Annotated in this window: 18 protein-coding genes; 12 read left to right on the top strand and 6 right to left on the bottom strand. The window is 74.1% G+C overall.

Features of this window, described 5'->3' with window-relative positions:
- Positions 1-121: 121 nt before the first annotated feature.
- Complete coding sequence (locus tag ABZ873_RS01405; protein ID WP_360863707.1) at positions 122-781, top strand: response regulator transcription factor; 660 nt, start codon at positions 122-124, stop codon at positions 779-781.
- A 100-nt stretch (positions 782-881) separates the two neighbouring features.
- Here the strand turns inward: ABZ873_RS01405 and ABZ873_RS01400 are convergent, their stop codons facing one another.
- Positions 882-2,477: a protein kinase gene (locus tag ABZ873_RS01400; RefSeq protein ID WP_360863706.1), complete on the bottom strand. Its 1,596-nt coding sequence runs from the start codon at positions 2,475-2,477 to the stop codon at positions 882-884.
- Between the two features lie 229 nt (positions 2,478-2,706).
- Between ABZ873_RS01400 and ABZ873_RS01395 the strand changes: the two genes are divergently transcribed.
- The 10 genes from ABZ873_RS01395 to ABZ873_RS01350 all read left to right on the top strand — a co-directional run bounded on the left by ABZ873_RS01395 (position 2,707) and on the right by ABZ873_RS01350 (position 14,509).
- A complete protein-coding gene (locus ABZ873_RS01395; RefSeq protein ID WP_360863704.1) occupies positions 2,707-4,359 on the top strand; it encodes a protein kinase in 1,653 nt (550 codons plus the stop codon).
- A gap of 199 nt (positions 4,360-4,558) precedes the next feature.
- Positions 4,559-5,056 carry a hypothetical protein gene (locus ABZ873_RS01390; protein WP_360863702.1) on the top strand — a complete coding sequence of 166 codons (498 nt, stop codon included), beginning with the start codon at positions 4,559-4,561 and terminating at the stop codon, positions 5,054-5,056.
- An 84-nt stretch (positions 5,057-5,140) separates the two neighbouring features.
- Positions 5,141-5,773 carry a PadR family transcriptional regulator gene (locus tag ABZ873_RS01385; RefSeq protein ID WP_360863700.1) on the top strand — a complete coding sequence of 211 codons (633 nt, stop codon included), beginning with the start codon at positions 5,141-5,143 and terminating at the stop codon, positions 5,771-5,773.
- A 25-nt stretch (positions 5,774-5,798) separates the two neighbouring features.
- Positions 5,799-6,551 (top strand): ABC transporter ATP-binding protein, encoded by a 753-nt coding sequence (locus tag ABZ873_RS01380; protein ID WP_360863698.1) that lies wholly within the window; start codon positions 5,799-5,801, stop codon positions 6,549-6,551.
- A 101-nt stretch (positions 6,552-6,652) separates the two neighbouring features.
- Complete coding sequence (locus ABZ873_RS01375) at positions 6,653-9,418, top strand: ABC transporter permease (RefSeq protein WP_360864091.1); 2,766 nt, start codon at positions 6,653-6,655, stop codon at positions 9,416-9,418.
- A gap of 81 nt (positions 9,419-9,499) precedes the next feature.
- A complete protein-coding gene (locus ABZ873_RS01370; protein ID WP_360863696.1) occupies positions 9,500-10,039 on the top strand; it encodes a bacterial proteasome activator family protein in 540 nt (179 codons plus the stop codon).
- Positions 10,040-10,183: 144 nt separating this feature from the next.
- Complete coding sequence (locus ABZ873_RS01365; protein WP_360863694.1) at positions 10,184-11,122, top strand: NTP transferase domain-containing protein; 939 nt, start codon at positions 10,184-10,186, stop codon at positions 11,120-11,122.
- Positions 11,119-12,417, top strand: a complete 1,299-nt coding sequence (locus ABZ873_RS01360; protein ID WP_360863692.1) for a molybdopterin molybdotransferase MoeA — start codon at positions 11,119-11,121, stop codon at positions 12,415-12,417. The genes ABZ873_RS01365 and ABZ873_RS01360 overlap by 4 nt, the downstream gene beginning before the upstream one ends.
- Positions 12,405-13,505 carry a potassium channel family protein gene (locus tag ABZ873_RS01355; protein ID WP_360863691.1) on the top strand — a complete coding sequence of 367 codons (1,101 nt, stop codon included), beginning with the start codon at positions 12,405-12,407 and terminating at the stop codon, positions 13,503-13,505. Before ABZ873_RS01360 ends, ABZ873_RS01355 begins: the two co-directional genes overlap by 13 nt.
- A 26-nt stretch (positions 13,506-13,531) precedes the next feature.
- On the top strand, positions 13,532-14,509 hold the full coding sequence (locus ABZ873_RS01350) for an NAD(P)H-quinone oxidoreductase (protein ID WP_360863689.1): 978 nt from the start codon (positions 13,532-13,534) through the stop codon (positions 14,507-14,509).
- Positions 14,510-14,594: 85 nt separating this feature from the next.
- On the opposite strand, the gene ABZ873_RS01345 is transcribed toward ABZ873_RS01350, so the two are convergent.
- From ABZ873_RS01345 to pdhA, 3 genes are read right to left on the bottom strand one after another with little or no spacing between them, the layout of a single operon-like run.
- Positions 14,595-15,923, bottom strand: a complete 1,329-nt coding sequence (locus ABZ873_RS01345) for a dihydrolipoamide acetyltransferase family protein (protein WP_360863687.1) — start codon at positions 15,921-15,923, stop codon at positions 14,595-14,597.
- Complete coding sequence (locus tag ABZ873_RS01340) at positions 15,923-16,891, bottom strand: alpha-ketoacid dehydrogenase subunit beta (protein ID WP_360864089.1); 969 nt, start codon at positions 16,889-16,891, stop codon at positions 15,923-15,925. Before ABZ873_RS01340 ends, ABZ873_RS01345 begins: the two co-directional genes overlap by 1 nt.
- Positions 16,892-16,938: 47 nt before the next feature.
- Positions 16,939-18,075, bottom strand: coding sequence for a pyruvate dehydrogenase (acetyl-transferring) E1 component subunit alpha (pdhA, locus tag ABZ873_RS01335; protein ID WP_360863685.1), 1,137 nt, complete (start codon positions 18,073-18,075; stop codon positions 16,939-16,941).
- 177 nt (positions 18,076-18,252) lie between these two features.
- Between pdhA and ABZ873_RS01330 the strand changes: the two genes are divergently transcribed.
- Positions 18,253-18,849 (top strand): Lrp/AsnC family transcriptional regulator, encoded by a 597-nt coding sequence (locus ABZ873_RS01330; protein ID WP_360863683.1) that lies wholly within the window; start codon positions 18,253-18,255, stop codon positions 18,847-18,849.
- Positions 18,850-18,898: 49 nt separating this feature from the next.
- Here ABZ873_RS01330 and ABZ873_RS01325 read toward each other — a convergent pair whose 3' ends face one another.
- Positions 18,899-19,486, bottom strand: a complete 588-nt coding sequence (locus ABZ873_RS01325) for a TetR/AcrR family transcriptional regulator (protein WP_360863681.1) — start codon at positions 19,484-19,486, stop codon at positions 18,899-18,901.
- Positions 19,483-21,030, bottom strand: a complete 1,548-nt coding sequence (locus ABZ873_RS01320) for a 3-hydroxyacyl-CoA dehydrogenase (RefSeq protein WP_360863679.1) — start codon at positions 21,028-21,030, stop codon at positions 19,483-19,485. Before ABZ873_RS01320 ends, ABZ873_RS01325 begins: the two co-directional genes overlap by 4 nt.
- Positions 21,031-21,041: the final 11 nt, after the last annotated feature.

The raw sequence follows: 21,041 nt of genomic DNA, 5'->3' as shown, positions 1-21,041 counted from the left end.
TCCAAGTAAATCCGCCGGGACGGGAACAACCACTGGTCACAGCCTTGCAGGGGCCGGGAACAACGGCACGTTATCCCGGGTAACTCCGGCAGGGAAGGGGTGAGTGTGTGAAACTGACGTCGTGCGCGAAGACGGAAAAATCAAGGTATTCCTCCTGGACGATCACGAAGTGGTGCGTCGGGGCGTCCACGAGCTCTTGTCGGTCGAAGAGGACATCGAGATCGTCGGCGAGGCGGGTACCGCCGCGGACGCCCTGGTCCGGATCCCGGCCACCCGCCCGGACGTCGCCGTGCTGGACGTGCGCCTGCCGGACGGCAGCGGCGTGGAGGTGTGCCGCGAGGTCCGCTCGCAGGACGAGGGCATCAAATGCCTGATGCTGACCTCCTTCGCGGACGACGAGGCCCTGTTCGACGCGATCATGGCGGGCGCCTCGGGCTATGTGCTCAAGGCGATCCGCGGCAACGAGCTGCTGAGCGCGGTGCGTGACGTCGCCGCCGGGAAGTCCCTGCTGGACCCGGTGGCCACCGCCCGCGTACTGGAGCGGCTGCGGGACGGCAACAAGGGCCGGGGCGACGACCGGCTGGCCAACCTGACCGAGCAGGAGCGCAAGATCCTCGACCTGATCGGCGAGGGGCTGACCAACCGCGTGATCGGTGAGCGGCTGCACCTGGCCGAAAAGACGATCAAGAACTATGTCTCCAGCCTGCTGTCGAAACTGGGCATGGAGCGCCGCTCCCAGGCCGCCGCCTACGTGGCCCGGCTCCAGGCCGAGAAGCGCTGAGGGAATTCTCCCCGCGGGGTGCGCTCCGGGTCCGAGGAGTACGAAGGAGGGGCCCGGCGGAATTACTTCCGCCGGGCCCCTCCTCGTACATCTGACGCATTCACTCCGCGCTGTCGGGAGCCGGCGGGGGAGCCGACTTCGTGGGCGGGGTCGCCGTCGGCGGCGCGCTCTTGGTGGGCGTCGCCGTGGCGGTCGCCGTGGCGCTCTTGGTGGCCGTCGGCGTCGGGGACTGCGTGGCGGTGGCCGTCGCGGTCGGGGTCGGGTTGGCGCTCTGCGTGCGGGTGCGGGTGGCCGTCGGCTGGGTGTCCGGGTTGGACGGCGTGTTGTCCGAGGTCTGGTGCGACTGCTGCGGGTTCGGGGAGTCGGCCGAGCTCGGCTTGGCGCTGGCCGGGGGCTGGGTGACCCCCGGAGTCTGCTTCTGGTCGCCGCCTCCGCCGCCGCCCACGCTGCTCACCGCGTAGGCCACGCCGCCCGCGATCGCGACGATCGCGAGCACCGCGAAGAGCCACATCTTCCAGCGGCTGCCGCCCCGGTCGTCGTAGCTCTCGTAGCCGTCGTAGCCGTTGCCCCGGCCGGCCGGGCCGCCGGGGAAGGCCGAGCCGTCGTCCGGGTTCAGCGCGGGCACCATCGGCGCCTGGAACTGGCTGGTGGACGCGTGCGCGGAGTAGCCCTGCTGGCCGCCGGTCCCGCCCACCGGCATCGCCGTGGTCGGGGCGGCGCCGCCCCGGCCGTGCGGGAGGGCCATGGTGACCGGGCCGGTGTTCCAGGTGCCGGTGTTCGGGCCCTGGTCGTGCAGCATCTGGAGCGCGTACTGGACCAGCCCGCGCATCTCCTCCGCGCTCTGGAAGCGGTCGTCCGGGTCCTTGGCCAGGGCCCGCATGACGAGCCCGTCCAGCTCCTGCGGGATGTGCTGGCCCTCCGGCAGCTGCGAGGGCGGCACGGGGGCGTCCTGGACGTGCTGGTAGACCACCGAGAGCGGGGTCTCGCCGGTGAACGGGGGCCGCAGCGCGAGCAGTTCGTACAGCAGGCAGCCGGTGGCGTAGAGGTCGGAGCGGTGGTCGACGGCCTTGCCGAGGGCCTGCTCGGGTGAGAGGTACTGCGGGGTGCCCATCACCATGCCGGTCTGGGTCATCGTGGACTGCGCGCCGTGCAGGGCGCGGGCGATGCCGAAGTCCATCACCTTGACGGCGCCGGCGTCCGTGATGATGACGTTCGCGGGCTTGATGTCGCGGTGCACGATGCCGTGCTGGTGCGAGTACGCGAGGGCTTCGAGCACGCCCGAGGTGATGATGAGCGCCTGCTCGGGGCCCGGGGCCTCGGCGCTGATCAGCAGGTCGCGGATGGTGCGGCCCTCGACCAGCTCCATGACGATGTACGGGACGGTGTTCGGGCCGACCTTGTCCTCGCCGGAGTCGTACACGGCGACGACGGCGTGGTGGTTGAGCCCGGCGACGGACTGCGCCTCGCGGGTGAAGCGGGCCTTGGACACCGGGTCCTCGGCCAGGTCCGCGCGCAGCAGCTTCACGGCGACGGTGCGGCCCAGCCGCACGTCCTCGGCGGCGAAGACCTCCGCCATGCCGCCGCGGCCCAGCCGGTGCGTCAGCCGGTAACGGCCGTCGCCCACCAGGCCACCGTCGCCCCAGTGCTCAGGACCATCGGTCATCCCGGCGCCGTTTCCCTCGGGTTCGGGTGCCATCAGTCCTCGCCGTCGTCTCTCTCGGCCGCCGCTCAGCGGTAGTCCTTTTCTTTGTGCTCCGGTGAACGCTACAGCCTCGGAACCGGTCACCGTTCGGACAAGGCCACCCTGTGCACGTGTGGTCACGGAACGGGCACCTGGCTTGACGTGTGCTTGCCCTGGGGCAGACTGGGCGCCACATGCGCCCGGCCGGAGGCGCCTGGACACAGCCCGAGGGGAAGCAACAGTCATGAGCCAGGACGGCACTCAGGGCCAGTACGCAGGCGGCTCTCTGGCCGGTGGCCGTTACCAGCTACGGGACTTGCTGGGGGCCGGTGGCATGGCCTCCGTGTACCTGGCGTACGACTCCGCGCTCGACCGGCAGGTGGCCATCAAGACCCTGCACAGCGATCTCGGCCGGGAACAGTCCTTCCGGGAGCGGTTCCGCCGTGAGGCGCAGGCTGTTGCCAAACTGTCGCACACGAACATCGTGTCGGTCTTCGACACCGGCGAGGGCGAGGTGGCCTTCGACGGCCGCCCCGGCGACGGCGCCGTGATGCCGTACATCGTCATGGAGTACGTGGAGGGCCGGCCGCTCGGCTCGGTGCTGGAGGAGGACATCCGCCAGTACGGCGCGATGCCCGCCGACAAGGCGCTCAAGATGACGGCCGACGTACTGGCCGCCCTGGAGACCAGCCACGAGATGGGGCTGGTCCACCGCGACATCAAGCCCGGCAACGTGATGGTGAACAAGCGCGGCGTGGTCAAGGTGATGGACTTCGGCATCGCCCGCGCCATGCAGTCGGGGGTCACCTCGATGACGCAGACCGGCATGGTCGTCGGCACCCCGCAGTACCTCTCGCCCGAGCAGGCCCTCGGCCGCGGCGTCGACGCCCGCTCCGACCTCTACTCCGTCGGCATCATGCTCTTCCAGCTGCTGACCGGGCGGATCCCCTTCGACGCGGACTCGCCGCTGGCCATCGCCTACGCCCATGTGCAGGAGGAGCCGGTGGCTCCGTCCTCCGTCAACCGGGCGGTGACCCCGGCGATGGACGCGCTGGTGGCGCGGGCGCTCAAGAAGAACCCGAACGAGCGCTTCCCCACGGCCGCCGCCATGGGCGACGAGGTGGCGCGGGTGCTGGGCTCCGGGCAGACCGGCGCGCCGGTCATCGTGCCGGGCCAGGGGCCCCTGAGCAGCGGCGCGGGCGTGAGCTCGGCCGTGTTCCCGCCGGTGGACTCCGGCTTCACCTCGCCCCCGCACGGTGTGCAGCAGCCGTACCCGTCGGCGCACACCCCGACCCCGGCCGGGTACGCGCCCACGCCCGCCCCGCAGCAGCACGGGCAGGGCGGCTACGCCTATCCGCAGCCCCAGCAGCAGTACGCGCCGCCGACCCCGCCGCCGTACACGATCTCCCCCGCGAACGCCTCGGCCGGCTCCGGCGCGGCGGGCGGCGGCGGGAAGCGGAACAACCCGGTGGTCATCGGCGCGATCGTGGTGGCCCTGCTGGCGGTGGGCGGTCTGATCGCGGCGATCGCGTCCAACGGCGACGACACCAAGGACAAGGCGGCCGACCCGGGCGCCTCCACGGCGGCGACCGCCTCCGCGAAGCCCGGGTTCAAGGGGCCGGACCTGACGCGCACCATCGACCCGAAGAAGTGCACGGATCCGGTGAAGCACTACAGCGAGGCCGGCAAGTACTCGGCGCCGGACCTCAAGTACAAGAACCTGCTCTCCGTGAAGGAGTGCATCCAGGCGTCCGGCGGCAAGTACACGATCGTCCCGAAGGACGAGGCGGTGTACGGCAAGGACACCGTGCTCAGCCAGTCCCCGGCCGCGGGCGAGAAGATCGGCAAGGAGGGCACGGAGTACACGCTGACCGTGTCCACCGGCAACCCCGAGTAGGAGCACCACCCGGGCAGGTCGCGCCCTGACGGCCCCGCCCCGCCCGGACGACACACCGGCATCCCGGACACCCTTGGAGGGCGTCCGGGATGCCGCTTTTGCCCCACTATGTAAATCTGAGCCCATCTCTGCTGGACGCGTCAGCCGGCTCGACCCCCGGATCCTCTCCGGGGCACCCCAGGGACGGGAGGGGCTCCCCGTGATCCAAGGCTTGCGACCGTCCCGCTGGCTGGCCTGCGCCGCCCTCGCCTCCGTCGCGCTGCTCCCCGCCGCCTCCGCCTACGCCGGCCCCCTCGGGCCCGCCCGCTCCGCTCCGGCCCCCACACCGGCGGCGGGCTCCGGGGGCGGCGCCGGGTACGACGGCGAGGCCCTGGCGGGCAGCGCCGCCGGGGCGGGCCGGGAGCGGCCCGGACGGCCCGCGGGGGAGCCCGCGAACCCGGAGCTGACGGTGGCCTCCCGGCCGCTGCTCCCCGCGCGCCCGCGCACCGAGCCCACACCGCCGCCCCCGGTCCCGACCCCGCGGCCGACCGTCGCGGCGCCCGTCCCGTCGGCGAGTGCGGAGGACACCGCGCTGGGCACCGCGCCGAACGACCGGGCCGCCGATCTGGCCGCGCACATACTGCCGCTGGGCACCGGATGCGCCCTGATGGGGCTCGGGCTGGGCTATCTGGGCGTGCGGCTGCGCCGGGGCGCCTGAGCCGCGCCGGACCCCGTATCCCCCCTGCGGCGTACGCCGCGGGATGGTTGCCCGGCTCGAACATACTCGGTATACATACCGAGTATGTCGATCCGCCACGGCCTGCTCGCCCTGCTGGAACGGGGACCTCGGTACGGCTCCCAGCTGCGTACCGAGTTCGAATCCCGCACGGGCTCCACCTGGCCCCTCAACGTCGGGCAGGTCTACACGACCCTCGCCCGCCTCGAACGCGACGGTCTCGTCGCCCCCGACGGCGAGGACGCCGCCGGCCACACCCTGTACGCCATCACCGACACCGGCCGCACCGAACTGCGCGCCTGGTACGAGCGCCCGGTCGACCGGGCCAACCCGCCCCGCGACGAGCTGTCGATCAAGCTCGCCATGGCCGTGGGCGCCCCCGGCGTGGACATCCGCGCCGTCATCCAGTCCCAGCGGCACGCCACCATCCGCGCCATGCAGGACTACACCCGGCTCAAGGCCACGGCCCTCGCCGCCGTCGAGAGCGGGCAGTCCCGCGAGCGCGACGACGTGGCCTGGCTGCTCGTCCTGGAGCAGCTCATCTTCCAGACCGAGGCCGAGGCCCGCTGGCTCGACCACTGCGAGGCCCGGCTCGTACGGCTCTCCCTGCCGGCCGACCGGAGAGCCGGCACCACCGAAGCGCCCCAGGCCCCGACCACTTCCACCCCGCCGCGCACCGCCCGCGCGCGGCGGAGCTGAACCACCGTTCCAGGGGGGACCCCTCATGCCTCATCAGCCCCAGCACCCGACCCGGCAACCCGTCCTGCGACTGGAGCGGCTCGTCCGCACCCACGGCAGCGGCGCCACCGAGGTGCACGCCCTGCGCGGGATCGACCTCTCCGTGCACCCCGGCGAACTCGTCGCCGTCATGGGGCCCTCCGGCTCCGGCAAGTCCACCCTGCTCACCCTCGCGGGCGGCCTCGACACCCCCAGCAGCGGCCGGGTGCTCGTCGAGGGCACCGACATCACCACCGCGAGCCGCAAGCAGCTGGCCGCGCTGCGCCGCCGCAGCATCGGCTACGTCTTCCAGGACTACAACCTGATCCCGGCGCTCACCGCCGCCGAGAACGTGGCCCTGCCGCTGGAGCTGGACGGCACCTCCGCCCGCAAGGCCCGCGCCGCGGCCCTCGCGGCGCTGACGGAGATGAACCTCGGCGTCCTCGCCGACCGCTTCCCCGACGAGATGTCCGGCGGCCAGCAGCAGCGCGTCGCCATCGCCCGCGCCCTCGTCGGCGACCGCCGCCTCGTCCTCGCCGACGAGCCCACCGGCGCCCTCGACTCCGAGACCGGCGAGTCCGTGCTCGCCCTGCTGCGCTCGCGCTGCGACGCCGGGGCGGCCGGGGTCCTCGTCACGCACGAACCGCGGTTCGCCGCCTGGGCCGACCGCGTGGTCTTCCTCCGCGACGGCAGCGTCGTCGACGAGACCCTGCGCAGCCACGCCGACTCCCTGCTCTCCGGGCAGGCGGCCGCCCAGTGACCTCCCCGCTCCACGGCCGGTACCACTCCTGGGTGGCGGCCCTGCGCATCGCGCGCCGCGACGCCTGGCGCGCCAAGGGCCGCAGCTCCCTGGTCCTCGCGATGATCGCGCTGCCGATCCTCGGCGTGAGCGCCGCCGACCTCACCCTGCGCAGCGCCGAGCTCTCCCCCGACCAGGCCGTCAGCCGCAAGATCGGCGCCGCCGACGCCCGGATCAGCGACCCGGGCATGGGCCTGCCGCTCCACCAGACGCCCGACGGCACGATGTACGTGACCGCCGGCGGCTCCGACCGGAGCGCCGCGCCCGCGAAGCCCGCGCCCGACTCCGCGGCCCTGCTCGCCGCCGCGGTCCCGGCCGGCAGCCAGGTCCTCAAGGACGCCATCGGCTACGGCAAGGTCCGCACCCAGCACGGGCTGCTCAACACCGAACTGCGCGAGATCGACCTGGCCAGCCCGCTGGCGAAGGGCCTGATCACCCCCGGCCGGGGCCGGCTGCCCGAGCGGGCGGGCGAGGTCATCGCGACCGACGCCTTCCTCAAGGACTCCGGGCTGTTCGTCGGCTCCTCCGTCACCCCGCGTGGCGGCGCCTTCCCCTTCCGGATCGTCGGCTCCTACGAGCTGCCCGACGACCTCCGGCGGGGCCAGCTCATCGCCCCGCCCGGCAGCCTGATCGACCCGCTCGACAAGGCCCTCCTGGCGGCCGGGGGCACCGGGGTGCACCCCGACGCGGCGTACCTGGTCACCGTCGGCGGCGGTGGTTTCACGTGGAACATGGTCCAGGCGGCCAACGCCAAGTCCCTGGTCGTCGTCTCCCGCGCGGTCGCCCTCGACCCGCCGGCCGACTCCCAGGTCCCGCTCTACCGCCAGGAGCCCAAGGCGCAGTTCCAGCCGGGCGGCGGCTCCACCACCGAGATGGCCGTCCTGGCCACCGTCGTCGGCCTCGCCATGCTGGAGATCTGCCTGCTCGCCGGACCGGCCTTCGCGGTCGGCGCCCGCCGCTCGCGCCGCCAGCTCGGCCTGGTCGGCGCCAACGGCGGCGACCGCCGCCATATCCGCTCCATCGTGCTCTCCGGCGGCCTGGTCATCGGCGCCGCCGCGGCCGTCGTCGGCACCGCCCTCGGCATCGCGCTGACCATCGGCCTGCGGCCCGTACTGGAGGCGCAGCTCGGCAGCCGCTTCGGCGGCCTCGACTTCCGCCCGCTGGAGCTGGCGGGGATCGCCCTGCTCGCCGTCCTGACGGGCCTGCTGTCCGCGATCGTGCCCGCCGTCACCGCCTCCCGGCAGACCGTCCTGGCCTCGCTGACCGGACGGCGCGGGGTGCGCCGCGCCAACCGGGTGCTGCCCGTCGCCGGGCTCGCCGCCGTCGCCACCGGGGCCGCGATCGCCCTGTACGGCACCGCCTCGGACCTGGGCTCCACCGTCGTCGCCGGGGGCAGCGCCCTCGCCGAGCTCGGCGTCGTCGCCCTCACCCCGGTGCTGGTCGGCCTCTTCGGGCGGCTCGGGCGGTGGCTGCCGCTGTCCCCGCGGCTCGCGCTGCGCGACGCCGTGCGCAACCGGGGGCGTACGGCGCCCGCCGTCGCCGCCGTCCTGGCCGCCGTCGCCGGCACCGTCGCGGTGGCCACGTACCAGCACAGCAGCGACATCCAGCGCCGCCACGAGTACGTCGCCGACCTCCCGCACGGCACCGGCCTGCTGGAGGCCACCGAGAACAGCGCGTACCTGGAGGTCCCCGCCCTGCGCGAGACCCTGGCCAAGCAACTCCCGCTGTCCGTACGGGCGGACGTGGACCGGCTGGTCTTCGGCAGGCCGGGCTGCGACACCTATTCCGAGGACCCGGCCTGCGGGCGCGCCGAGATCATCACGCCCAAGGACCAGCGCTGCCCGCTCGACGAGGACCCCAGGGGCTTCGACGCGTTCACCCCGGAGCAGGCCCGCGAACTGCGCCGGGACTGGCGCTGCACCCCGGCCACGCACGGCACGCGGTACTCCACGCTCGTCGCCGACGAAAAGCTGCTCGGCGTGCTCGCGGTCACCGACCCGGGCACCGTGGCCGCCCTCCAGGGCGGCCGGGCCGTCGCCTTCGACAAGCGCCAGGTCAAGGACGGCAGGCTCACCCTGCGGCTCATCTCCGGGCCGGACAGCGCCGCCGCCACCGCCGCCGACGGACCGCCCAGGGAGCCGGTCGGCGTGGACAAGGTCCTGCCCGTCCACGTGGCCCCCGAGGGCACCGAGAGCTGGGGCGTGGAACTGATCCTGCCGCCGACGGCCGCCAAGGCCGCGGGGCTGGCCACCGCGCCCGTGGGCTCGTACTTCGCACTCGACGGCAAGGCCACCTCCGAGCAGCGGCAGAGGATCGACGGGGACATCGACCGCATGGGCGTGGAGGCCGTCCTGCGGATCGAGGACGGCTACCAGGGCGACGACAGCCTGGCCCTGCTCGCCCTGACCGTCTTCGCCGGACTGGTCACCATCGGCGCCGCCGGCATCGCCACCGGCCTCGCCCAGGCCGACGCCGAGGCCGACCTGAAAACCCTCGCGGCGGTGGGCGCGGCACCCCGGGTGCGGCGCACGCTGAGCGGCTTCCAGTGCGGGGTGGTGGCCCTGATGGGCGTCGTCCTGGGCTCGGCGGCCGGGATCCTGCCCGCGGTCGGCCTGCGCCTGACCCAGCGCCGGGAGCTGGAGGAGCTGTCCCTGCGCGCCGTCGAGGAGGGCTACTCGATGGTGGGGGAGGCCGCGCCGTACGTGCCGATCGCCGTGCCCTGGTCCACGCTCGGCCAGCTGCTCGTCGTGGTCCCGCTGGGTGCGGCCCTGCTGGCCGCCCTGGTCACCCGCTCCAGCGGCGCCCTGGCCCGCCGGGCCGCGGGCTGAGTCCGGGCCCCCGTACAGGGTGGATCACGCCTGTACGGGGGCACACCGAGTGAGAGCGAAGGTGTGCGAGAGAATGACGGCATGGAGATGCCGAGGAGTGAACGGTCGCAGGACAGTCCCCCGCACGTCCTGATCGTGGGACAGGACGGGTCGGCGGTCGGCGACGCCGATGACGAGTCGCGCGAGGTCCCGGTGACGGAAATGGTCGAACAGCCCGCCAAGGTCATGCGCATCGGCAGCATGATCAAGCAACTCCTGGAAGAGGTACGCGCCGCGCCTCTCGACGAGGCGAGCAGGGTCAGGCTCAAGGACATCCACGCCGCCTCGGTGAAGGAGCTGGAGGACGGCCTCGCGCCGGAGCTGGTGGAGGAACTGGAGCGCCTGTCCCTGCCGTTCACCGAGGAGGCCATCCCCTCCGAGGCGGAACTGCGGATCGCGCAGGCCCAGTTGGTGGGCTGGCTGGAAGGGCTCTTCCACGGCATCCAGACGGCACTGTTCGCGCAGCAGATGGCGGCGCGGGCCCAGTTGGAGCAGATGCGCCGCGCCCTCCCGCCGGGCGGCGCGCACGACGAGGACGAGGACGGCGGCCACGGAGCGATCCGCTCCGGGCCCTACCTGTAGGCCGTACGAGGAAGGGCCCGGCCCGCGCGCACCCCGCGCGGGCCGGGCCCTTCGCCGTTCCCGGGACCCGCCGGGGGCGCGGCCCGGGAACGCGGCCCAAGACCGGGTGCCCGCCGGGGACATGGTCCGCGCATACTCATGGGCATGAGCTACGACGCGATCGTGCTGGCCGGCGGCGCCGCGCGGCGGCTCGGCGGGGCCGACAAGCCCGCGCTGAGCGTCGGCGGGCGCGCCCTCCTCGACCGCGTCCTCGACGCCTGCCCCGACGCCCGCACCACCGTCGTGGTCGGGGCCCGCCGCCCCACCGCCCGCCCGGTCCGCTGGACCCGCGAGGAGCCGCCCGGGGGCGGCCCGGTGGCCGCGCTGGACGCCGGGCTGCGGGTGGTCACCGCCGAACTGGTCCTCGTCCTCTCCGCCGACCTGCCGTTCCTCGACCGGGACACCGTGCGGGCCCTGCTGGCCGCGCCCGGCGCGCGGGGTACGGAGGGGGCGGAAGGAGCGGAGGGGGCGCTGCTGCGCGATGCCGGGGGCCGGGACCAGCCGCTGGTCGCCGCCTACCGGGCCGAGCCGCTGCGCCGCGAGATCGCCCTGCTGGCCGCCGAGCACGGCGGTCTGGCGGGGCTGCCTCTGCGGGCGCTCACCGCCGAGCTGGACCTCGTACCCGTCGTGGCGCAGCCCCTCGCCGCTTTCGACTGCGACACCTGGGACGATCTCGCAGTCGCCCGCGCCCGGATCAGAGAGCATGGAACCGTGCTGGACCAATGGATCACCGCCGTCAAGAACGAGCTGGGCATCGACCTCGACGTCGACACCAAGACCCTGCTCGACCTCGCCCGGGACGCCGCCCACGGCGTCGCCCGGCCCGCCGCCCCGCTGACCACCTTCCTGGTCGGCTACGCGGCCGCCCATGCCGCCGCCACCGGCGCCGACCCCGCACGGGCCGTCGCCGAAGCGTCCCGCAAGGCCGCCGGGCTGGCGCTGCGCTGGGCGGCGGAGGCGGAGGCTGAGGGCGAGGCCGGCTCCGCTTCCGACTCCGGCTCGGCTGCCGGCTCCGACGAGGCGGAACGGGGCGGCGCGGGATGAGCCCCACGAACTCCGCCGAGCAGGATCTTGAGGAGGCCCTGGCCCTGGTCAGCCGCACCCCCGGGGGCGGCGGCCCCGGCGGCGGGCACCGGGCGGCCCCCTGGCCGCGGGCCCGCGACCTCGCCCTGCACGCGGGAGCGGGCGCGGCGGCCCGTACCCACCGGGTGCCGCTCGCCGACGCTCTCGGGGAGGTCCTGGCCGAGCCGCTGGACGCGCTGACCGACCTGCCCTCCTTCGACACCTCCGCCATGGACGGCTGGGCCGTCGCCGGACCGGGCCCCTGGGCCGTGCGCGGCGGCGAGGGCGTCCTGGCCGGCTCCGGGCAGCCCGCGCCGCTCACCGACGGCGAGGCCGTACGGATCGCCACCGGCGCCCGGATCCCCGCCGACACCACCGCCGTCATCCGCACCGAGCACTGCCGGGAGGCGGGCGGCCAGCTCTACGCGGACCGGCCCGCGCTGACCGGCCAGGACATCCGCCCGCGCGGCCAGGAATGCCGCTCGGGCGATCTGCTGCTGCCGCCCGGCTCCCTGATCACCCCGGCCGTGCTCGGGCTGGCCGCGGCCGCCGGGTACGACGAGCTGACCACGCGGCCCCGCCCCCGGGTGGAGATCCTGGTGCTCGGCGACGAACTGCTCACCGAGGGCCGCCCGCACGACGGGCTGATCCGCGACGCCCTCAGCCCGATGCTCGGGCCCTGGCTGAGCCGGCTGGGCGCCGAGGTCACCGGCACGCGGCGGCTCGGCGACGATCCGGCCGGGGCGAAGGAGCTGCTGGACGCGGTCACCACCTCCACCGCCGATGTCCTCGTCACCACCGGCGGCACGGCCTCCGGTCCCGTGGACCACGTCCATCCGGTACTGGCGCAGGCCGGGGCGGAGCTGCTGATCGACGGGGTGGCGGTGCGGCCCGGACATCCGATGCTGCTGGCGCGCGTCGGCGGGCGGGCGGACGGCCGGTATGTGGTCGGGCTGCCCGGGAACCCCCTCGCGGCCGTCTCCGGGCTGCTGACCCTGGCGGAACCGCTGCTGCGGGCCCTCGCCGGGCGGCGGCCCCGCCCCCGGTACACGGTGCCCGTGCAGGGCGACGTACCCGGTCATCCGTACGACACCCGGCTGGTCCCCGTGCTGCTCAGCGAGGAGCACGCGGTGCCGCTGCGCTACCACGGCCCGGCGATGCTGCGCGGGGTGGCGGCCGCCGACGCGCTGGCCGTCGTACCGCCGCGCGGGGCCCGGTCCGGCCAGGACCTGGAGATCCTGGATCTGCCGTGGGTCTCCGGAGGATGTTTCACGTGAAACTGCCCGGACAGGACGCCATGGCCCGCGAAGCCGACGAGAAGCTGGTCTCGCGCCGCATCAAGCTGCCCAAACGCGTCGTCGAACACCCGCTGCGGCAGGTGGCCAAGCGCCTGCTGATGGCGCTGTTCGTGCTCTTCCTGACGGTCTTCATCGTCTGGCTGGACCGCGACGGCTACCACGACAACGCCAACGAGCAGGTCGATCTGCTCGACTGCTTCTACTACGCCACCGTGACGCTCTCGACGACCGGCTACGGCGACATCGTCCCGTACAGCGACAGCGCACGGCTGATCAACATCCTGCTGATCACCCCGCTGCGCGTGCTGTTCCTGATCATCCTGGTCGGCACCACCCTGGAAGTCCTGACGGAACGGACCCGGGAAGAGTGGCGGCTGAAGCGCTGGAGGAAGAACTTGCGCGAGCACACGGTCGTCATCGGCTTCGGCACCAAGGGCCGCTCGGCCCTCCAGACCCTGCTGGCCCGGGGCCTGGCCCGGGAGCAGGTGGTCATCGTGGACCCCAGCGCCAAGGTGATCGACACGGCCAACTCGGAGGGCTTCACCGGGGTGGTCGGTGACGCCACCCGCTCCGACGTGCTGCTGCGCGCCGAGCTCCAGAAGGCCCGTCAGATCATCATCGCCACCCAGCGGGACGACACGGCGGTGCTGGTGACGCTGACGGCCCGGCAGCTCAACCGGGGGGCGAAGATCGTCGCCGCGGTGCGCGAGGAGGAGAACGCCCCGCTGCTGCGGCAGTCCGGCGCCGACGCGGTCATCACCAGCGCGAGCGCGGCCGGCCGGCTGCTGGGCCTGTCGGTGCTCAGCCCGAGCGCGGGCACGGTCATGGAGGACCTGATCCAGCAGGGCAGCGGGCTCGACCTCATCGAACGGCCCGTCCGCAAGGCCGAGGTGGGCAAGTCCGTGCGCGACGCCGACGACCTCGTGGTGAACGTGCTGCGCGGCCACCGGCTGCTCCCGTACGACGATCCGCACGCGAGCCCGCTCCAGCTGACGGACCGTCTCATCACCATCGTCCGGGCCTCGCCGCCCGGTGCGGCGAGGGTGACGCTGGGTCCTGCCGAGTAGCCGCCGCGTGGCGTAGCCTCCGGGCCATGCATGCGATCACCATCGAGCAGCCCGGCGGCCCCGAGGCCCTGGTCTGGGCGGACGTACCCGATCCGGTGCCGGGCGAGGGAGAGGTCCTCGTCGAGGTCGCGGCGAGCGCCGTGAACCGCGCCGACGTACTCCAGCGGCAGGGGTTCTACGATCCGCCGCCCGGCGCCTCCCGCTATCCCGGACTGGAGTGCTCCGGGCGGATCGCGGCGCTCGGCGCCGGGGTCTCCGGCTGGTCGGTGGGCGACGAGGTGTGCGCCCTGCTGGCCGGCGGCGGCTACGCCGAACGGGTGGCGGTGCCGGCGGGGCAGCTGCTGCCGGTGCCGGAGGGCGTGGACCTGGTGACGGCGGCGGCGCTGCCGGAGGTGGTCACGACGGTGTGGTCCAACGTGTTCATGGTGGCGGGGCTGCGGCCGGGCGAGACGCTGCTCGTGCACGGCGGGTCCAGCGGGATCGGGACGATGGCGATCCAGCTGGGCAAGGCGGTGGGCGCGCGGGTGGCCGTCACGGCGGGCGGGCCGGAGAAGCTGGCGCGCTGCGCGGAGCTGGGCGCGGACATCCTGGTCGACTACCGCGAGCAGGACTTCGTGGAGGTGCTGCGGGAGGCCACGGGCGGGGCCGGGGCGGATGTGATCCTGGACATCATGGGCGCGAAGTACCTCGCGCGGAATGTGGACGCCCTGGCCGTGAACGGCCGGCTGGCGGTGATCGGGCTCCAGGGCGGGGTGAAGGGCGAGCTGAACCTGGGCGCGCTGCTGGCGAAGCGGGCGGCGGTGACGGCGACCTCGCTGCGGGCGCGGCCGCTGGAGGAGAAGGCGGCGATCGTGGCGGCGGTGCGGGAGCATGTGTGGCCGCTGGTGGCGGCGGGGCGGGTGCGGGCCGTGGTGCACGGGGTGTTCCCGATGGCGGAGGCCGCGGAGGCGCACCGGGTGCTGGAGTCCAGCGCGCACGTGGGAAAACTGCTGCTCACGGTGTGAGCGGGGGCGCCGCCCCCGCACCCCCGCGCCGCAAACGCCGGCGGGGCTGGATTTCCAGCCCCGCCGGCGTTTGAGGCGCGGCCTGCTACAGCGTGCGGAGGAGGACCGTCGGGGATTCCACGCAGTCGGCCACGTAGCGGAGGAAGCCGCCCGCCGTGCCGCCGTCGCAGACGCGGTGGTCGAAGGTCAGCGACAGCTGGACCACCTTCCGGACCGCCAGCTGCCCGCCGTGGACCCACGGCTTGTCGATGATCCGGCCCACCCCGAGCATCGCCGCCTCCGGGTGGTTGATGATCGGCGTGGAGCCGTCGACCCCGAACACCCCGTAGTTGTTCAGGGTGAACGTGCCCCCCGTGAGGTCCGACGGCGCCAGCCGCCCCGCACGGGCCAGCTCGGTCAGCCGGGCGAACTCCGCCGACAGGGACTCCGGGTTGAGCCCGTGCGCGTCGCGGACCACCGGGACCACCAGGCCCCGCTCGGTCTGGGCGGCGAAGCCCAGGTGCACCGAGGGGAGCCGGACGATCTCCTTGGCCGCGAGGTCCACGGTGGAGTTCAGCTCCGGGTACTTCGCCAGTGCGGCCGTGCAGATCCGGGCCAGCAGCGCGAGCACCGAGATCTTGGGTCCGCCCACGGCGTTCATCGCGGCGCGGGCGGCCATCAGCTCGGTGGCGTCGGCGTCGACCCAGCAGGTGGCCTCCGGGATCTCCCGCCGGCTGCGCGACAGCTTCTCCGCCACCGCCCCGCGCAGGCCCTTGAGCGGGATCCGCTCGCCCTGCGCCGCCGGGGACGCCGCCGCGGCCGGGGCCGGCTCCGGGGCGCGCGGCGCGGTCAGCGCCGCCTCGACGTCGGCGCGCAGGATCAGGCCCTCGGGCCCGGACCCGCTCAGCGCGCGCAGGTCCACCCCGTGGTCCCTGGCCAGCTTGCGCACCAGCGGCGAGATCACCGGAACCGGCCCGGCGGGGGGAGCGGCGGGAGCCGGAGCCGCCGGGGCGGCTGCGACCGGGGCCACCGGCGCCGAGACCTCGGCGGTGACGGGTCGCACCCGCCGCCGACGGGCCGGACGCGAGTGGTCCGAGCCGTAGCCGATCAGGGGCCGGGGCGCGGCGGCCGCGCCCTCGGCGGCCTCGGCCGCCGGAGCCGCCTCCGCCTCGGCCTCCGGCACCGATTCCGCGCCCACCGCGACGGTGATCAGCGGGGCGCCCACCGGCAGTTCCTCGCCCTCCTCGCCGAACCGCGCGGTGACCACGCCGCCGTACGGGCAGGGGACCTCGACCATCGCCTTGGCCGTCTCGACCTCGACGACCGGCTGGTCGATGGCGACGACATCGCCCACCGCGACCAGCCACCGCACGATCTCGGCCTCGGTCAGGCCCTCACCGAGGTCGGGCAGCTTGAATTCCATGACCTGCGGCATCAGTTCTCCCACTGGAGGCGGGCCACGGCGTCCAGGATCCGTTCCACTCCGGGGAGGTGGTACTTCTCCAGCATCGGCGGCGGGTAGGGGATGTCGAAGCCGGTCACGCGCAGCACGGGGGCCTCCAGGTGGTGGAAGCAGCGCTCCGTGACCCGGGCGGCGATCTCCGCGCCCGGCCCGCCGAAGCCGCCGGCCTCGTGGACCACCACCGCGCGCCCGGTGCGGCGTACGGACCGCACGACCGTGTCCTCGTCGAAGGGGACCAGCGAGCGCAGGTCCACGACCTCCAGGTCCCAGCCCTCCTCGCGGGCGGCCTCGGCCGCCTCCAGGCAGACCGGGAGCGAGGGGCCGTAGGTGATCAGGGTCGCGCTGGTGCCCGTACGCCGGACGACCGCCTTGCCGATGCCGGGGACGGCCGCCGGCGCCTCGGGCGACCAGTCGGCCTTCGACCAGTAGAGCCGCTTGGGCTCCAGGAAGACCACCGGGTCGTCGCTGGCGATGGACTCGCGCAGCAGCCCGTAGGCGTCCTCGACGGTCGCCGGGGTGACCACGGTCAGGCCGGGCGTCGCCACGTAGTACGCCTCGGAGGAGTCGCAGTGGTGCTCGACGCCGCCGATGCCGCCGCCGTAGGGCACGCGGATGGTGATCGGGAGCGGCATCGCGCCGCGGGTGCGGTTGCGCATCTTCGCCACGTGCGAGATGAGCTGTTCGAAGGCCGGGTAGGCGAAGGCGTCGAACTGCATCTCCACCACCGGGCGCAGGCCGTACATGGCCATGCCGACGGCGGTGCCCAGGATTCCGGCCTCCGCGAGCGGGGTGTCCGTGCACCGGTCCTCGCCGAACTCCTTCGCGAGCCCGTCGGTGATCCGGAAGACGCCGCCGAGGGTGCCGACGTCCTCGCCCATGACGTGGACCGTCGGGTCCTCGGCCATGGCGTCGCGCATGGCCCGGTTCAGGGCCTGGGCCATCGTCGCGGGCTTGGCCCCCGTCTTCGCGGACTTCGCCGCCACCGTCGTCACGCCTGGTCCTCGGCTTCCAGTTCGGCACGGAGCATGGCCGCCTGCTCGCGCAGCTGGCCCGTCTGCTCCGCGTACACGTGCGCGAACAGGTCCATCGGGTCGAGGACCGGGTCCGCGTTCATCCCCTCGCGCAGGGCCGCCGCCATCTCCTCGGCGTCGGCGCGCGCGGTCTCGACGGCCTCCTCGTCGAGGATGCCGCGGGCGGTCAGCTCGCGCTCCAGCAGGGCGATCGGGTCGTGGGCCTTCCACGCCTCGACCTCGGCGTCCCCGCGGTAGCGGGTGGCGTCGTCGGCGTTGGTGTGGGCCTCCATGCGGTACGTGACCGCCTCGATCAGGGTCGGGCCGCCACCGGCCCGGGCCCGCCGGACCGCCTCGGCCAGCACCTCGTGGACGGCGGCGATGTCGTTGCCGTCGACCAGCCGGCCGGGCATGCCGTAGCCGACGGCCTTGTGGGCCAGGCTCGGCGCGGCGGTCTGCTTGGCGAGCGGGACGGAGATCGCGAAGCCGTTGTTCTGCACGAGGAAGACCACCGGCGCCTGCCAGACGGCGGCGAAGTTCAGCGCCTCGTGGAAGTCGCCCTCGCTGGTGCCGCCGTCGCCGATCATGGCGAGGGCGACCACGTCGTCCCCGCGCAGCCGGGCCGCGTGCGCCACGCCGACGGCGTGCGGCAGCTGGGTGGCGAGCGGGGTGCACAGCGGGGCTATGCGGTGCTCGCGGGGGTCGTAGCCGGTGTGCCAGTCGCCGCGCAGCAGGGTGAGCGCCTGGACCGGGTCCAGCCCGCGGGCCACGGCCGCCAGGGTGTCGCGGTAGCTGGGGAAGAGCCAGTCCCGCTCCTCCAGGACCAGGGCGGCGGCGATCTCGCACGCCTCCTGGCCGACGGTCGAGGGGTAGACGGCGAGCCGGCCCTGCTTCGTCAGCGCGGTGGCCTGGGCGTTGTAGCGACGGCCGCGCACCAGTTCGGCGTAGCAGCGGCGCATCAGCGCGGGGTCGAGGCCGTCCGCCGCAGCGGTGCCCAGCACCCGGTAGGGCTCGGCGTCCGGCAGCAGCGCGGCGGCGTCCGTACGGGGCCTCCAGGCGGGCGGCGGGGTGGAACGGTGGGACGCACCGGCACCGGGCAGCTCTTGGACCGTCATGGCGGCGTACACCTCCTCGTGGGAAGCGGGCAGGCGGGCCCCAGGCGTGAGGCCCCTCACCTACCGATTGTTCGGTTGTCCGCGCAATTTGGCTACAGGCGGCTCCAGGCTGTGGACAAACGGGCGGCGGGGACCTGGGATGGACGCAGGACGTCCAGGAGAGGGAGGCATCGGGCAATGCCGGATGAACAAATGGCCGCGACGGGTTCCGCCCCGGCCGCGCCGGGTTCCGCCCCGGCCGCGCCGGGCGGCGCACCGGGAGCCCCCGCGGCCCCACCCGTCGCTCCGCGGCCCCTGGACCCGATCGACCGCTCGATCATGCGGCTGCTCCAGGCGGACGGCCGGGCCTCCATACGCTCGGTGGCGGAGCAGGTGCACGTCTCGCGCGCGAACGCCTACGCGCGCATCAACCGGCTCATCGACGACGGGGTGATCCGCGGGTTCACCGCGCGCGTGAACCACGAGCGGGCCGGGCAGGGCGCCTCCGCCTACATCACCCTCAAGATCGTCCAGAACTCCTGGCGCACGGTCCGCGAACAGCTCCGCGAGCTTCCCGGCGCCGCGCACATCGCGCTGGTCAGCGGGGATTTCGATGTCCTGCTGCTGGTGCACACGCCGGACAACCGGACCCTGCGCGAGCTGGTCCTGACCCGCCTCCAGGCCATCCCGGAGGTGCTGTCCACCCGTACGCTGCTGGTCTTCGAGGAGACGGACCTGCTGGACCAGGGCCCCGGCCAGGGCCCGGCGGCGCCCCCGGCGCTCAGCGAGGAGTAGGCCGTACGGGTGACAGCGGCGCGGGCCGGGGCGGCCGCGCGCGGGGTGCTCAGCGGGCGGTGCGCAGGCCGTCGAAGGCCATGTGGACGACCGCGTCCGCGAGCTGCTCGGGGCCCGTGCCGGAGCTCGGCCGGTACCACTCGACCAGCGAGTTCACCATGCCGAAGAGCAGGCGGGTGGCCAGCCGGATGTCCACGTCGGCCCGCAGGTCGCCGTCCGCGGCCGCGGCCTTGAGCAGGTCGGCCACCTGGTGGTCGAACTCGCGGCGGCGCTCCAGCGCCCACCGCTCGGTCCGGGTGTTGCCGCGCACCCGCAGCAGCAGGGTCACGTACGGCAGCTCGCCCACCAGCACCTCGACGGTGCGGCGGGTGACGTACTCGACGCGCTCGACGGCCCGGCCGCGGACCGCGCCCGGCTCCTCCAGCACGGCGAAGAGGCCGTCCAGGGCCCGGCTGACGGCCCGCCGGAGCAGTTCCTCCTTGCCGGTGACGTGGTGGTAGATCGAGGACTTGGAGATGCCCGCGGCCTTGGACAGGTGCTCCATGGAGGTGCCGTCGTAGCCGCGCTCGTTGAAGACCTGCACGGCGACGGACAGCAGCGTCTCCGGGGTGTAGGTGTCCCGCCTGACCGTGGTCATGCCCCGCCCTCCTCGCCGGCCGCTGCGTCCCCGGCGTCCTCTGCGTCCTCTGCGTCTTCGGCGTACCCCAGCTTGAACAGCGCCAGCGAGGGCGCGTAGCGGCCGCCGGGACAGCGCTCGTCGAGGTGGTGCAGCAGGTCGTAGGCCCAGTCCCGGCCGAGGCGTTCGTGCCAGGCGACGGGCCCCAGGGGGTAGTTGACACCCAGGCGCATGGCGGTGTCGATGTCCTCGGCGGAGGCGGCGCCGCGGGCGACGGCGTCGGCGGCGAGGTCGATCAGCATGGCGACGGTCCGGGCGACGATCATGCCGGGCACGTCCCCGATGACGGAGACCCGCTTGCCGAGCCGCTGGAACAGCCCGATCGCCTCGGAGAGGGTCCGCTCGCTGACGTCCTCGCCGGCGGAGAGCGCGATGCGGGTGGCGCCCCGGTAGTCGAGGGCGAGGTCGAAGTACACGACGTCGGTGAACTCGACGGAGGTCCGGCCGTCCGCGAGCACCAGCTGCCCCTCGCCGGGCAGCTGGATGTACGGCCCCCCGTGCCCGGTGGCCGTGACCGCGATCCCGGCCTCCTCCATCAGGACGGTCAGCTCGGCGGCCGGTCCGAGGTCACCGACGACGGTGACCTTCTCCGGGGCCTCCTCGGGCCCGGCGGTGTGCGGCTGCGGAACCTCCGCCTCCGGGCCGTACGGGAACCAGCCATGGCCCGACTTGCGGCCGAGGCGGCCCGACTGGACCAGCCGGCGCTGCGCGAGGGAGGGGGTGAACTTGGGGCTGCGGAAGAAGGACTCCCACACGGAGCGGGTCACGGCCTCGTTGACGTCCTGGCCGATCAGGTCGGTCAGCGCGAAGGGGCCCATCTTGAAGCCGCCGCTCTCGCGGAGCACGGCGTCGATGGTGGCCGGGTCGGCGCCGCGCTCCTCGTACACCGCGAAGGCTTCGGCGTAGAAGGGGCGGGCGATGCGGTTGACGATGAAGCCGGGGGTGTCGGCGCAGCGGACCGGGGTCTTCCCCCAGCCGAGGACCGTGGCGTACGCGCGCTCGGCGGCGGCCGGGTCGGTGGCGAAGCCGCTGACCACCTCGACGAGCGGGAGCAGCGGCGCCGGGTTGAAGAAGTGCAGGCCGAGGAAGCGGCCGGGGCGGGCGAGACCGGCGGCGAGCTCGGTCACGGAGAGGGAGGAGGTGTTGGTGGCCAGCAGCGCGTCCGGCGCGACCACCTCTTCGAGCGCGGCGAAGAGCGCCTGCTTGATGCCCACGTTCTCGACGACCGCCTCGATGACGAGCGCGGCGTCCGCCAGGTCCGCGAGGGTGCCCGCGGCGCCGATCCGGCCGGCCGCCTCCTCGGCGGCGGCGCGCTCCAGGCGGCCCTTGGCGGCCATGCGCTCGACACGGTCCTGAACGATGCCGACGCCGTCGGCGGCGAGGGAGGCGTCGATGTCGTAGATCAGCACCTGGTGACCTGCGAGAAGGGCGACCTGGGCGATTCCCTGGCCCATGGTGCCCGCGCCGACGACCGCCACAGTGCGGGACCGCTCGATTCCTGTCATGTCCTGATCCT

It is taken from the genome of Streptomyces sp. NPDC047014 (assembly GCF_040644195.1).
In the GTDB taxonomy this organism is placed as follows: Bacteria; Actinomycetota; Actinomycetes; order Streptomycetales; family Streptomycetaceae; genus Streptomyces.
Note: the sequence above shows the minus strand (reverse complement) of the source record. Positions and strands in the feature narration are given on the sequence as shown.